Origin of the sequence: Bradyrhizobium sp. HKCCYLRH3099 (assembly GCF_051167855.1) — a bacterium.
GTDB lineage: Bacteria > Pseudomonadota > Alphaproteobacteria > Rhizobiales > Xanthobacteraceae > Bradyrhizobium.
In genome coordinates, this window is sequence record NZ_JBNPTW010000017.1 from 80,676 (window position 1) to 92,968 (window position 12,293).

Genomic DNA, 12,293 nt, shown 5'->3' on the forward strand with positions numbered 1-12,293 from the left:
CTCAGCGATAGACGACGTCGCTGCGTGCCGACGACAGCCGCACCAGCATGCCGATCTGATAGATCGCCGAGAGTGCCACGAGGATGTAGACGATCCGTGCGATCGGGGACGAGGTCGCGGTCTCGGCGGCGCCGTTGCCGAAGATCGCGGTGACGAGATCGAAATCGAACAGGCCGACGAGGCCCCAGTTCAATCCTCCGACGATCACGAGGAGGAGGGTGATGATGTTGAGTGCGCGCATGGTTCTGCTCCTTGGCCAATGCATTTGATGCGGACCAAAGCGTCGCCTCGCGGCTCGTTCCTATTGCGGTGCCCTTGCGACCAACGGCGCGCTCGCGAGCACGATGACGAGCAGCGCGGCAAGTCCCCAGAACGCGGCCGTCAGGCTGGTGGCCGCGGCGACGAAGCCGATGCCGGCGGGGCCGAGCAGCACGCCGGAATAGCCGGCGGTGGTGACCGCCGCGACCGCAAGACCGACGGGCATCGCGGACTGTGCACCGGCCCGGCGGAACAGCACCGGGACGAGATTGGAGGCGCCCAGGCCGATCAGGGCAAAGCCGAACATCGCGGCGATGATGGAGGGAACGCTGAGCAGCACGACGAAGCCGGCGATGGCCAGCGCGCTTCCCCACAGCAATGTCGCGCGGTCGCCGATGCGCGCGACCACGGCATCGCCTGCAAGGCGCCCGGCGGTCATGGCGATCGAGAACATGATGTAGCCGAGCCCGGCCTGCGCAGCCGGCAGGCGGCCGGAGCCGCTCAGCAGCAGTGCGCTCCAGTCGAGCATGGCGCCTTCGACCAGGAACATGATCGCGGCAAGCGCCGCCAGCAGCAGCACCGCGCCATGCGGCACGACGAGCAGGGGGCCGGCCTGCGCCGGCTTGCCGGCGAGCAGACGCGGTGTTGCGAGCACCATCGCGGCGAGCGCGAGCGCGGCGCAGGCGAGCGTGCCGGGCAGCGGGGCGAGCTCGAGCGCCAGCAGTGCCGTCATCACGCCGGAACCGGCAAAGCCGCCGATACTGAATTGCGCATGAAAGCCGGACATCAGCGGCCGCTCGCTGAGCCGCTCCACCTCGATGGCCTGGATGTTCACGGAGACGTCGAGCGAGCCGAGCGCCGCGCCGAAGGCGAACAGCGCCAGCGCCAGCGAGACCGGGGTGGCGGCGACCGCGAGCGGAGGCAACAGGAGAGCGAGGGCAAAGCCGCTGACGATCACCACCGGCTTGCTGCCATAGCGCGCGCTCAGCACGCCCGCAGCCAGCATCGATGCCACCGAACCGACGCCAAGCGACAGCAGCAGCAGCCCGAGCGTGGCGTCGTCCACCGCCAGACGCTGCTTGGCGAACGGCACCAGCGGCGCCCAGCAGGCGATGCCGAAGCCGGCGACGAAGAAGGCGAGGCGGGTCGCGAGCTGCGCCGCGCGGGGGGCGGAGACTGTCATCGATGAGATCCGGCGGTGCGGGCGCGGGGCACGCGGGAGGGGATGAGCACGACGCCCCAGGGGAACGCGAGAGCTCGGGCGGCGTCGCGCGACCGCGATGTCACGCTTGTCGGCGGCCCATATCATGCCTATAGGGCTGGCGTCACTCACACCGACGTTTCGCGGTGTCGCAGCCCGGCCGACGAGGAACGATGAGCTCGGCAGATACGTCCCATGCGGCCTTCGTCGCCGTCGACTGGGGAACCTCCAGCTTCCGTGCCTGGCTGATGGCCGCGGACGGCACAGAGCTTGCGGAGACGCGCGGCAGCGAGGGCATGTTGCATTGTGCGACGTCAGGCTTTGCGCCGGTGCTGCACCATCATCTCCACAAGCTCGGCGCACCGGGCGACCTGCCCGTCCTGATCTGCGGCATGGCCGGCGCGCGGCAAGGCTGGGTCGAGGCGCCCTATCTGCACACGCCGACGCGGCTCGATGCTCTGCACGACGGTGCTGTCGGCGTGAACACGGACGGCGATGTCCGAATCCTGCCTGGACTCGCCCAGGCGCGCGCCGATCGGCCCGATGTCATGCGCGGCGAGGAGACGCAACTGCTCGGCGTCACCGAGCCCGCTTTCTCCGGCCTCGTCTGCATTCCCGGCACGCACAGCAAATGGATCCGGATCGAGGCCGGCGCCGTGGTCGAATTTGCGACCTACATGACGGGTGAGCTGTTCGCTGTGATCTCTCAGCACAGCATCCTGATGCACGCCGTCGAGCCCGGTGGCTCGCAGGCCGAGGACGGCGCCCCATTCCGCGCGGGACTCGCGACGGCTTTGGCGGCACCGACCGCCCTGACCGGCGCGCTGTTTCGGCTTCGCGCGGCACAACTGCTCGGTTTCGAGCAGCGTCCCGATGGCGCTGCCCGGCTGTCGGGTCTGCTGATCGGCCATGAGATCGCCGACGCCCGCGCGCAATTCGGCGCCGACCGTCCGCTCCGGTTGATCGGCTCCGGCCGGCTTGGCGCTCTCTATCGCGGCGCGTTGAGCGCGGCCGGTTTCGATGTCGACGACTATGATGCCGAGCAGGCGTCACGCCGCGGACTGATCAAGGCCGCCGGGAAAATCTGGGGAGCGCGCTTCCGATGACACAGTCCGTTGCCTGGCCGCCGGTGAAGCGGTCTCTCGTTGCGATCCTCCGCGGGATCAGGCCCGAGGAGTGCGAGGGCATCGTCGAGGTCCTGATCGAGGCCGGCTTCGAGATGATCGAGGTGCCGCTCAACTCGCCGGATCCGTTCGTCTCGATCGGACGCCTTGCCCGGCGGTTCGGCAATGACAGCCTGATCGGCGCGGGGACGGTCGTGAGTGCGCCGGATTGCGTGCGCGTCGCGGAGGCGGGCGGGCGGTTGATGGTCAGCCCGAATGTCGATGCGGAGGTGCTCGCGACCGCGCAGGCCTACGACATGGTGACGATGCCGGGCGTGTTCACGCCGACCGAAGCGTTTCTTGCGCTGCGCTGCGGCGCATCGGCCTTGAAGTATTTCCCGGCGTCCGTGCTCGGCCCGTCCGGCATCGCGGCCCAGCTCGCCGTGTTGCCGAAGGGCGTCGTAGTCGGAGCCGTCGGGGGCGTGTCCGAGAAGAATCTGGCCGGCTACGTTGCTGTCGGCGTGCGCGCATTCGGGCTTGGTTCGAGCCTGTACAAGCCCGGTATGCGGCCTGACGACGTCAGGGTCACGGCGCTGGCCTCGATCCGGGCCTATGACGACGCCCTGATGCAGCAAGCCTGATTCAGGCCGATCCGGCCGGTCTCCGGCTGGGCGAGCCGCTGACATATCGTCGGCATGCGCGGGAAGCAGAGCCGTTCCTCAGCCTTTGCGCGCCAAAATGACTTGAATTCAAATGATTTGAGTTCAATCAATGGGCCGATGGCAACGTCTGACCCCACCGCGCGCCTGCGCTTCGGTTTTGCGCTCGTCGGCCTGGCCCGCCGGTGGCGGCGGGCGCTGGATGAGCGCATGGATGCGCTTGGATTGTCGGACGCGGCTTGGCCGCCGCTGGTGCACCTCGATCGGTCCGGCGACGGCATTACCCAGAACGAGCTCGCGGCCCGCTGCGGAATCGATGGATCGAGCCTCGTGCGGCTGCTCGACAAGCTCAGCGAGCGCGGGCTGATCGAGCGTCGGGTCTCCCCGACGGACCGCCGGTCGCGGCTGGTCTTTCTCACCACGAAGGGGCGGCGCGTGCTGACGTCCGTCTATCGCATCCTGCAGGATGCCGAGATCGCGATGCTGAGAGACATCAACGACAGGCAATTGCAATCGACCCTCGACGTCTTCGAGCGGATCGAGCGCCGCCTCGCCGATCCGGACGAAACCATATCATGACGTCGATCATGCCGCGGCTCGGCTTTGACGGTCCCAAGCTTGCGTTCGGTTTCAGGACCGCGATCGCAGCCTGTCTCGCGCTGGCCGCCGCCTGGCTGGCCGGGCTCGAACATCCGCAATGGTCGGCGATGACCGTGTGGGCGGCGTCGCAGCCGCTGCGCGGACACCTCCTGGAGAAGAGCGCGGCTCGGTTCGGCGGCACCGTGATCGGCGCCCTCTTCGGCATGATCTTGATGCGCGTCTCGCAGGGCGATCCCATCGTGCTCGTGATCGGGATCTCACTGTGGATCGGCGTGTGCGCCTTTGCCGGCAACCTCGTCCGCGGCTACGCATCCTATGCGGCGATGCTTTCGGGATATTCGGCCGCGATGGTGGCGCTGCTCGATTCGGCTCATCCCGAGCATGTGCTGGCCCTGGGTGCCGATCGCGTGCTGACGGTTTCCGTGGGCATCCTCGCGGCGTTGCTGATCGGGCTGCTGTTCGCCGCGCCGGGTGACGACATCTCGCTGCTGGAAAAGGCGCGGCTGCTCAGCGGGCGGCTGGCTGCCGACCTCATCGCGCGACGGCGCGGGGCGCCGGTCTCGGAAGATCGGCAGCAGTCGATCCTGTCGGATATTGCGACGCTCGAGGGCACGCTCGACCTGCACGGCGCCGGCTCGCGCAGGCGCCGAAGGCTGGTCCGGCAGATGCGCGCCCTGCTGTCGGCGCAGGTGTCCGCCGCGTTGTGGCTGCGCTCGGATGAAAGCCGCGCGATCGAAGCAACCGTGGGGGCCGCGGCGACGACGATGGAGACGTCCCCGGCCGCTGACCCCGCGGAGGCGCTCCAGCGGCTGTATGATGTTGCGGCCGCTACGGATCCGAACAGTGCACTGACGGCGGTCCTGGGTGAACTGAATGCGGCGACGAGACATCTCGACGATCTCGACGGCTCTCCCGCCGCTGATCCACTGCTCCATCGCGAGTGGCTGCTGGCACGCCGCGCGATGGTCCGCGCCTTCGCCGCGATGTCGGCGACCGGCGTGATCTGGCTCGTGACCGGCTGGGAAATGGGCGGCTTCATGATGCTCGGGACCGCCATCATGCTCTCGATCTTCTCGACATTCGAGAATCCGGTCGCGACCCTGCGCCATGTGCTTGTCGGGCAAGTGATCGGTGCAATGCTCGGCCTGGTCTGCCGATGGCTGGTCTGGCCATTTGCGGCTGGATCGTTCGGGCTGGTCGTGGCGATGGTTCCGTTCATCCTGCTTGGCGCGCAGCTCTACGCGCATCGCCGGACCGAGCGCATGGCGTTCGACATCAATATGGTGCTGCTGCTGATGCTGCAACCGGTGTGGCCGCAGACGATGAGCCTCGCGCATTCGCTGATGGCCAGTCTTGCCGTGGTTGTCGGACCGGTGGCTGCGCTGATCGCCTTTCGCCTGATCTATCCCGTCGACAGCCGCCGGCGGTACGAGGCGGTCAGATATTCAATGATCGACGATCTCGAACATCTCGCTGCGAGCGCCCTGCGATCGGACCGGCGCAAGACCTGGCGCGCGCTGCTTCACCATCGCATCCTGCTCGCGACCTATTGGGGCGAGCGCGCATCCTACTCGCCGGCGCGCTTGGCCGAGGATGCGCTGGCCCTGCTGTATGTCGGCCAGGCGATCGAGCAACTCGGCGCGCTTGGCGCGCGCATGGCGTCGCCGCGCGCCCAGCGGCGCATCGCGGCGACGCTGGAGCGCTTGCACCGAGTCGGTGCGGATCCGGCACGCGCGGCGCGCGCCCTGCTGCACGCGGCCCATCGGCTGCCGGCCGAAACATCCGGCTGCTTACCGGCTCTGTGTCGTGCCGCGACCGCGCTTGCGGAAAGACCTGCAGCCTTCCGCAAGTCCGAAGGCCGGTGGTCGCGTTAGCTCGCTGCGGCGTTGATCTCCAGCGAACTGCTGTCGTCACCCGATTGTGTGAACGCCTGCAGCGCCTCGGCCATCTGCATGCGGCCGCCGACGCCGGTAATGACCACGTCGACCATCGTGAAGGACGAGTGGAAGTGCCCGCGCGCCTTGAGCTGGCCGACCGGTACGCCCGAGGCAGCCAGCGCCTCGGCATAGGCGATGCCCTCATCACGCAGCGGATCGAACTCGCAGGTGACGATGTAGGCCGGCGGCAGCCCCTTCAGCTGGCCGCGCAGCGGCGACACCCGCGGGTCCGTTCGGTCTGCCGGCGAGCAGTAGATGTCCCAGAACCAGAACATCAGCCCGCGTGTCAGGAAGTAGCCGGCCGCGTTCTCGGTGTAGGATGGACGATCGAAGCTGCAATCGGTGACCGGGCACACCAGCAGCTGGCCGCCGATGGCCGGCCCGCCGCGATCGCGCGCCAATTGGCAGGTGACGGCGGCGATGTTGCCGCCGGCGCTCCAGCCTGCGACCAGCACAGGGCCCTCGCGGCCGCCAAGCTCTGCGGCGTGTTCGGAGACCCACTTCGCCGCCGCGTAGCCGTCCTCGGCCGCCGCCGGGAAACGATGCTCGGGCGCGTGGCGGTAGTTGACGCTGACGAAGATCATGTTGGAGCGGCGGCACATGTCGCGGCAGAACGGATCGTCCGACTGCTCGTCGCCGAGCACCCAGCCGCCGCCGTGGAAGTACACGACGATCGGATGCGGGCCTGGCGTCGCCGGACGATACAGGCGGTAGGCGAGGGGACCCTCCGCGCCCGGCAGCGTGCCGTCCTTCACCTCGCCCACGGGGCGTCCGGGCGGCCGGGCCTTGTTGAACTCGGCGATGAAGTCGCGTGCACCTTGCGCGCCCATCGATTCGATCGGCGGCAGGTTCATCTCGGTGAGCATGTTTAGCACCAGCCGGACATCCGGCTGCAGCTTCACGATCTCGCCGTCATTGCACTGCGTGGCGCCGTTCGAGCCGGTGAGCTTGAAGCCGAGCATGCCGCGGCTGACGATCTCGTTGCAGATGCCGCGATAGGGGCCGACGCCACCGGTATAGGGCATCAAGGTCTGCGGCTTGCCCGGCACATTGGCGCCCGTGTACCAGGTGTTGGCGAGCCGGTGCAGCGTCACCGTCGAGCAATCCGCCATGTGGCGCATCCAGCCGGCCTGCGCCGTCTCTGTCGGCTCGATGGTGGTGAAGCCGGCGTCGCGCAGCGCCGCCAGCCGGTCGACGACGAAGTCGACATGCTGCTCGATGGACACCGCCATGTTCGACAGCACCGACGGGCTGCCGGGCCCGGTGATCAGGAACAGATTCGGGAAGCCGGCGACTGTCAGGCCGAGATAGGTCTCCGGCCCGTCAGCCCAGCTGTCGTCGAGCGACTTGCCGCCGCGCCCCTTGATCGGATGTACCGCGCGGATCGCGCCGGTCATGGCGTCGAAGCCGGTTGCGAACACGATGACGTCGACGTCGACGCTGCGCTTGTCGGTCTTGATCGCGCCAGCGGTGATCGCGGCGATCGGCTCCTTGCGCAGATTGACCAAGGTGACGTTGGGGCGGTTGAAAGTTGCGTAGTAGTTCGTGTCCAGGCACGGACGCTTGGCGCCGAAGGGATGATCGTGAGGCGTGAGCGCCTCGGCGGTCTCGGGATCCTTGACGATCTCGCGGATCTTCTCGCGGATGAGGTCGGCGAGCAGCGCGTTGCCGTCGGCATCGACGCCCTGGTCGGCCCAGAGCTGGGTCAGCATGCCGACGAGATCGCCAGACGCCCACATCTTCTCGAAGCGCTCGCGACGCTCGGCCTCGCTGAGTGCCCAGCTGAATTCGGTGGCCGGCGGAATCGGCACACCGGTCATCGACCAGCGCGCCTGCTCACGCAGGCCGGCGCGATCCTGTGCCAGCTGCGCGGCGCGGTCAGCAGGCAGCGGGCCGTTGTGCGCGGGGAGCGCGAAGTTCGGCGTGCGCTGGAACACCGTGAGCTGCGCCGCCTGTTCGGCGATGATCGGGATCGACTGGATGCCGGAGGAGCCGGTGCCGATCACGGCCACCCGCTTGCCCCGGAGGTCGACGCCGTCATGTGGCCAGCGGCTGGTGAAGTAGATCTCGCCCCTGAAGTCGTGCACGCCGTCGATCTCCGGCGGCTTCGGCTGTGACAGGCAGCCGGTCGCCATGATGTAGTGGCGGCAGGACACGGCAGGGCCGTTGTCGGTGGTCAGCAGCCAGCGCTCCTGGGATTCGTCCCAGGACGCGCCGAGCACGCGGGTGCCGAAGCGGATGTCACGGCGCAGGTCGTAGCGATCGGCGACGAAGCCGAGATAGCGCAGGATCTCCGGCTGGGTGGCGTATTTCTCCGACCACTGCCAGGCGGTCTCGAGTTCGGGATCGAAGGTGTAACTGTAGTCGACGGTCTGGATGTCGCAGCGCGCGCCCGGATAGCGGTTCCAGTACCAGGTGCCGCCGACATCGTGGGCGGTATCCAGCGCCACGGTCGAGAATCCCGCCTTGCGCAGCCGATGCAGCAGGTACAATCCCGCGAACCCCGCGCCGACGACGGCGACATCGACCGTCTGGGTTTCGCCCTGAGTCGATTCCTGCGCGCGTGCCTCGACCATTCCGTCTGACATGCTGACCTCCCGGTGATTTTTTGATTGCCGGAAAGGCTAGCTCTGCTCGCGGGGTTTGTCAGTACACAAAACAACGATCTGCGGTTGTTGCGCCGCAAGAAGCGCATGAATTCGTTATGCCAGGCGCCGATTTTGCATTGCCGCTGAAAACCGCGTTGCGGAGTGGACAAGACCCTGAGAAAGCGACAGAAAGCGGCGTTGCCGCGTCGCATTCACCAAGTTTCAACGCAACGCGACTGTAACAACCGCTACACTACGCCACACCCACGACTGATTCAGGCCAGGTCCATGCCGCTCTCGCTGCCCAAGCAAAAGATCCGCGTTCTGCTCCTCGAGGGTGTGAACGACTCGGCCGTCCGTATGTTCGAGGCGAACGGTTATACGGAAGTCGAACGGCTGCCCAAGGCGCTCGGCTCGGCCGAGCTGAAGCGGATGCTGTCCGGCGTGCACATGCTCGGCATTCGCTCGCGCACCAATTTGACGGCGGACGTGTTGCAGGCGGCGGACCGGCTCATGGTTGTCGGCTGCTTCTCGGTCGGCACCAATCAGGTCGATCTCGATGCGGCCAAGCGTTTCGGCATTCCGGTCTTCAACGCACCGTATTCGAACACGCGCAGCGTGGCAGAGCTGACCATCGCCGAGGTGGTCATGCTGATGCGACGGATCTTCCCGCGCTCGGTGTCGGCCCACGCCGGTGGCTGGGACAAGTCCGCCAATGGCAGCCGCGAGGTGCGCGGCAAAACGCTCGGCATCATCGGCTACGGCAATATCGGCTCGCAGCTCTCGAACCTTGCCGAAGCCATGGGCATGCGGGTGATCTTCTTCGATCTCACCGACAAGCTGCGCCACGGCAATACCGAGCCGGTCGAGAGCCTGGACGAGCTGCTCGCCAACAGCGACGTCGTCTCGCTCCACGTGCCGGAGACGCCGGCGACCGCCAACATGATCGGCGAGCGCCAGATCCGGCACATGAAGGACGGCGCCTATCTCATCAACAATTCGCGCGGCACGGTGGTCGACATCGACGCGCTGGCCAGCGCGCTGCGCGAGGGCAAGCTGTCGGGCGCCGCCGTCGACGTGTTCCCGGTCGAGCCGGCCTCGAACGCCGATCCGTTCGTCTCTCCGCTGCAGGGTCTGCCCAACGTGATCCTCACCCCGCATGTCGGCGGCTCCACCGAGGAGGCGCAGGACCGCATCGGCGGCGAGGTCGCGCGCAAGCTGATTGACTATTCCGACGTCGGCTCGACCTTCGGCGCGGTCAACTTCCCGCAGGTGCAGCTGCCCGCGCGTCCGACCGGCACGCGCTTCATCCACGTCCACCGCAATGTTCCCGGCGTGCTGCGGCAGGTCAACGAGGCGGTGTCGCGGCACAACATCAACATCCTCGCGCAATATCTGCAGACCGATCCCGAAGTCGGTTACGTCGTGCTCGAAACCGACGTGGTCGGCGGCGAGGGCGAGGAGCTGTTGTCGGAGCTGCGCGCGGTTGAAGGCACGATCCGTGTGCGCGTGCTGTACGATCACGACCGGCCGTAAAGTGAGGGAGGCCGCTGCGCGATGACTGCCGAGGCCCCATCGTCTTCAGCCGCATCGATCGTTCTCTCGACGACCGTGCCGGCGCGGGTGCTGCGGCATGATCCGCAATACGGCCTGTCGACCTTGTTCTTCGCCGACGGCGAATTGCGGGTGCCGATGGTCGATGCCGCCGTTGACGCCGGCGTGTCCGTGACCATCGAGGCGCGCGACGTCTCGATCGCGCTGTCGCGGCCGATGGATGTCTCGATCACCAACCGGCTGCCCGGCCGGATCGAGGAGATCCTGCCGCTCGATCCGCCCTATGTGCGGGTCACCTTCGATCTCGGGACCACCAGGCTGCATGCGCTGGTCACGCTCGAATCGGTCGAGCGGCTGGCGCTGGAGCCGGATCTCTCCGCCTGGGCGATGATCAAGAGCGTCGCGATCGGGCCCGGCGCGGTTCGGCCTTCGGAGCTGCCTCGGCCGCGCCGCTGGCCCGCTTCTGATAGCGAGGATCGGTAGCCTTCTGCAGTTCACCGAGCGCTGCGGCCGTGGCCGTGCGCGTGCGTCGCTCCATCGAACCATACAGCGCGACCAGCCGCTCGCCGAACGGCGTGATCTCGGCGCCGCCGCCGCGGCGTCCGGGATGGGTCTCGAAGACGGGCGTCTCAAAGGTGCGGTTCAGCGCATCCACCATCAGCCAGCATTTGCGGTAGGATATGCCGCTCGCGCGCGCCGCGCCGAGGATCGAGCGCTCCTTGCGGATGAACTCGATCAGCCGCAGATCCTCGGGCGACAGCGTGCCGCCATTGCTGAAACTGATGGTCAATGCGATCTGAGCTTCGCGCTTCATCCCATTCCGATCCGCTCGCGTTCAGCGCCGATCATCGCACGCGAGTTCTGCGATGTCACCATGCGGCCGGACCACGCCTCGATCCAGCCCGGGCTGCGCGCAACGTCGACCGGGACGCATTCAGCAAAGACGCCGGCGAATGTGGTCCAGGCCTCCATCATCGCCGGCGAGACCGCCGTGATGATGGGGCGCCCGGCTGCGATCGCCGATCCGAACGCATCGGCGAGCCCGCTGCCGGCCGCTTCCTGCTTGCCGAACTTGCTGAGGATCACGACGTCCGTGCCCCGCGCGATCGATCGCTGCACGGTCGCGCAGGCGAGCGCCAGGCCTTCGGCATCGAGGTTGCAGGCCTGTGACCCCGGGCCGAGATCCTGCGAGATCGAGAATACGCTGTCATCATCGAGGCTGCGCAGCATCATGGCCTTGCACGGCTTGGCCTTGTCGGCGCTGCTCTCGATCACGCCGGAGACGCGAAGCCCCGCCGTGCTGAGCCGCATGGCGAGATCACCCAGAAGGTCCTGGATGACGCTGGATGCGGCGCCCTGCAACGCCACGATTTGACGGCTCTCGACATCAGCTCTTCCCATCGCAGTCCTCCTCACACCTTGGCGGAGACGCGGCCCGCCTTCCGATCGGTTTGCATGATCTGGTGAACGGCCGAGACGACGCTGGTTGCGATTGCTCGACCGCGCTCGTCCATCCCGGTCCAGGCGGCGGCGCGTCCGCGGGGGTCGATCTCGAGCAGCTTGACGTTTGCCGGCACGCGCAGGCCGTCGCGGGCGATGCCGCGCAGCGCACCGTCCAGCGGGGCGAGCACCGGCGCGCCACCGAGCGAGCCGAGCTGCAGTCCTTTGTAGACGCGGGTGCCGATGTCGAGCGGCGTGTGCCAGACCGCCTCCTGGTTCGAATAGACGAAGCGCTCGCGCCCGGCACCGCCGAGATCCCGTGCCCTGCCGTCGGCATTACGCGTGGTGCCCTGGGCTACGATCGCGCCGGTCTCGCACGGGTGCGTCTCGATCGCGACGTCGCAATTGCGCGCGACCGCGAAGCGCGGGCCGATGCCGACGGCGATGCCGGCGACGCCACGCAGATCCGGCGTCATCACGTGCTTCTGCATGCGCGCGTCGACGATCACGGCCGGATAGCGGAAGGCGATGATATCGGTGAGATGCATGGCCGTGACCGCGACATGGCCGGCGTCGCGATGAATGCGGACGACGTCCGCGATGCTGTCGGCGCGGCTGCCGGTGACGCCGTCGACGGTGCGCGCCTCGCCGAACAGCACGTCATGAAAGGCCATGCCGCGCCGGATCACCGGCGGGAATGCGTCGTGGCAGAGTACGATCGCAAAGCGGGCGTGGCTCAGCCTGGCCGCGACCGCCGAGGCGATCTCATTGGTGCCGAGCACCAGCGCAAGCGGCTTGGGCGCATTTGGATGCCAGGTGACGGCGGCGTTCATGCGGATGACCTCGTGTTGCGAGATCGAGATAGCAAGCGCCGGGCCACTCGAGCGTGGAGCAGCCAAGCCTTTTGTTTCGTTGATGAAACTCAGCCATGTCTATCGGGGTGTGATCTTCAG

12 protein-coding genes are annotated in these 12,293 nt (G+C 67.5%); 6 read left to right on the plus strand and 6 right to left on the minus strand.

Annotated elements, in window-relative coordinates; genetic code table 11:
• Position 1 precedes the first annotated feature (1 nt).
• Both ACQR1Y_RS26675 and ACQR1Y_RS26680 read right to left on the minus strand, forming a co-directional pair.
• The gene (locus tag ACQR1Y_RS26675; RefSeq protein WP_006612838.1) at positions 2-241 is read right to left on the minus strand and encodes a DUF378 domain-containing protein; all 240 of its coding nucleotides are present in this window, start codon (positions 239-241) and stop codon (positions 2-4) included.
• 60 nt (positions 242-301) lie between these two features.
• A complete protein-coding gene (locus tag ACQR1Y_RS26680) occupies positions 302-1,441 on the minus strand; it encodes an MFS transporter (protein ID WP_434855925.1) in 1,140 nt (379 codons plus the stop codon).
• A 191-nt stretch (positions 1,442-1,632) separates the two neighbouring features.
• Between ACQR1Y_RS26680 and ACQR1Y_RS26685 the strand changes: the two genes are divergently transcribed.
• From ACQR1Y_RS26685 to ACQR1Y_RS26700, 4 genes are read left to right on the plus strand one after another with little or no spacing between them, the layout of a single operon-like run.
• The gene (locus tag ACQR1Y_RS26685; protein ID WP_434877092.1) at positions 1,633-2,565 is read left to right on the plus strand and encodes a 2-dehydro-3-deoxygalactonokinase; all 933 of its coding nucleotides are present in this window, start codon (positions 1,633-1,635) and stop codon (positions 2,563-2,565) included.
• Positions 2,562-3,203, plus strand: coding sequence for a 2-dehydro-3-deoxy-6-phosphogalactonate aldolase (locus ACQR1Y_RS26690; RefSeq protein ID WP_434877091.1), 642 nt, complete (start codon positions 2,562-2,564; stop codon positions 3,201-3,203). Before ACQR1Y_RS26685 ends, ACQR1Y_RS26690 begins: the two co-directional genes overlap by 4 nt.
• 54 nt (positions 3,204-3,257) lie before the next feature.
• The gene (locus ACQR1Y_RS26695; RefSeq protein ID WP_434877090.1) at positions 3,258-3,800 is read left to right on the plus strand and encodes a MarR family winged helix-turn-helix transcriptional regulator; all 543 of its coding nucleotides are present in this window, start codon (positions 3,258-3,260) and stop codon (positions 3,798-3,800) included.
• 8 nt (positions 3,801-3,808) lie between these two features.
• Entirely contained in the window at positions 3,809-5,695 is a 1,887-nt protein-coding gene (locus ACQR1Y_RS26700) for an FUSC family protein (RefSeq protein WP_434894324.1), read from the plus strand.
• On the opposite strand, the gene ACQR1Y_RS26705 is transcribed toward ACQR1Y_RS26700, so the two are convergent.
• On the minus strand, positions 5,692-8,346 hold the full coding sequence (locus tag ACQR1Y_RS26705; protein ID WP_434877088.1) for a flavin-containing monooxygenase: 2,655 nt from the start codon (positions 8,344-8,346) through the stop codon (positions 5,692-5,694). The genes ACQR1Y_RS26700 and ACQR1Y_RS26705 overlap by 4 nt on opposite strands.
• Before the next feature lie 288 nt (positions 8,347-8,634).
• Between ACQR1Y_RS26705 and serA the strand changes: the two genes are divergently transcribed.
• Together serA and ACQR1Y_RS26715 are read left to right on the plus strand one after the other, a co-directional pair.
• Positions 8,635-9,882 (plus strand): phosphoglycerate dehydrogenase, encoded by a 1,248-nt coding sequence (gene serA / locus ACQR1Y_RS26710; protein WP_434877087.1) that lies wholly within the window; start codon positions 8,635-8,637, stop codon positions 9,880-9,882.
• Positions 9,883-9,903: 21 nt separating this feature from the next.
• Entirely contained in the window at positions 9,904-10,383 is a 480-nt protein-coding gene (locus tag ACQR1Y_RS26715) for a TOBE domain-containing protein (RefSeq protein ID WP_434855918.1), read from the plus strand.
• On the opposite strand, the gene ACQR1Y_RS26720 is transcribed toward ACQR1Y_RS26715, so the two are convergent.
• From ACQR1Y_RS26720 to ACQR1Y_RS26730, 3 genes are read right to left on the minus strand one after another with little or no spacing between them, the layout of a single operon-like run.
• Positions 10,292-10,714: a winged helix-turn-helix domain-containing protein gene (locus ACQR1Y_RS26720; RefSeq protein ID WP_434855917.1), complete on the minus strand. Its 423-nt coding sequence runs from the start codon at positions 10,712-10,714 to the stop codon at positions 10,292-10,294. The genes ACQR1Y_RS26715 and ACQR1Y_RS26720 overlap by 92 nt on opposite strands.
• Positions 10,711-11,301 (minus strand): DUF2478 domain-containing protein, encoded by a 591-nt coding sequence (locus tag ACQR1Y_RS26725; protein ID WP_434877086.1) that lies wholly within the window; start codon positions 11,299-11,301, stop codon positions 10,711-10,713. The genes ACQR1Y_RS26720 and ACQR1Y_RS26725 overlap by 4 nt, the downstream gene beginning before the upstream one ends.
• 11 nt (positions 11,302-11,312) lie before the next feature.
• Positions 11,313-12,173: a xanthine dehydrogenase gene (locus tag ACQR1Y_RS26730; RefSeq protein ID WP_434877085.1), complete on the minus strand. Its 861-nt coding sequence runs from the start codon at positions 12,171-12,173 to the stop codon at positions 11,313-11,315.
• Between the last annotated feature and the right edge of the window lie 120 nt (positions 12,174-12,293).

Excerpts from the sequence above, each read along its gene's own strand:
- ACQR1Y_RS26680 (WP_434855925.1), bottom strand. The coding sequence starts at position 1,441 with ATGACAGTCTCCGCCCCCCGCGCGGCGCAGCTCGCGACCCGCCTCGCC.
- ACQR1Y_RS26725 (WP_434877086.1), bottom strand. The coding sequence starts at position 11,301 with ATGGGAAGAGCTGATGTCGAGAGCCGTCAAATCGTGGCGTTGCAGGGC.
- ACQR1Y_RS26695 (WP_434877090.1), top strand. The coding sequence starts at position 3,258 with ATGCGCGGGAAGCAGAGCCGTTCCTCAGCCTTTGCGCGCCAAAATGAC.
- serA (WP_434877087.1), top strand. The coding sequence starts at position 8,635 with ATGCCGCTCTCGCTGCCCAAGCAAAAGATCCGCGTTCTGCTCCTCGAG.
- ACQR1Y_RS26690 (WP_434877091.1), top strand. The coding sequence starts at position 2,562 with ATGACACAGTCCGTTGCCTGGCCGCCGGTGAAGCGGTCTCTCGTTGCG.
- ACQR1Y_RS26705 (WP_434877088.1), bottom strand. The coding sequence starts at position 8,346 with ATGTCAGACGGAATGGTCGAGGCACGCGCGCAGGAATCGACTCAGGGC.
- ACQR1Y_RS26715 (WP_434855918.1), top strand. The coding sequence starts at position 9,904 with ATGACTGCCGAGGCCCCATCGTCTTCAGCCGCATCGATCGTTCTCTCG.
- ACQR1Y_RS26675 (WP_006612838.1), bottom strand. The coding sequence starts at position 241 with ATGCGCGCACTCAACATCATCACCCTCCTCCTCGTGATCGTCGGAGGA.
- ACQR1Y_RS26730 (WP_434877085.1), bottom strand. The coding sequence starts at position 12,173 with ATGAACGCCGCCGTCACCTGGCATCCAAATGCGCCCAAGCCGCTTGCG.
- ACQR1Y_RS26700 (WP_434894324.1), top strand. The coding sequence starts at position 3,809 with ATGCCGCGGCTCGGCTTTGACGGTCCCAAGCTTGCGTTCGGTTTCAGG.
- ACQR1Y_RS26720 (WP_434855917.1), bottom strand. The coding sequence starts at position 10,714 with ATGAAGCGCGAAGCTCAGATCGCATTGACCATCAGTTTCAGCAATGGC.
- ACQR1Y_RS26685 (WP_434877092.1), top strand. The coding sequence starts at position 1,633 with ATGAGCTCGGCAGATACGTCCCATGCGGCCTTCGTCGCCGTCGACTGG.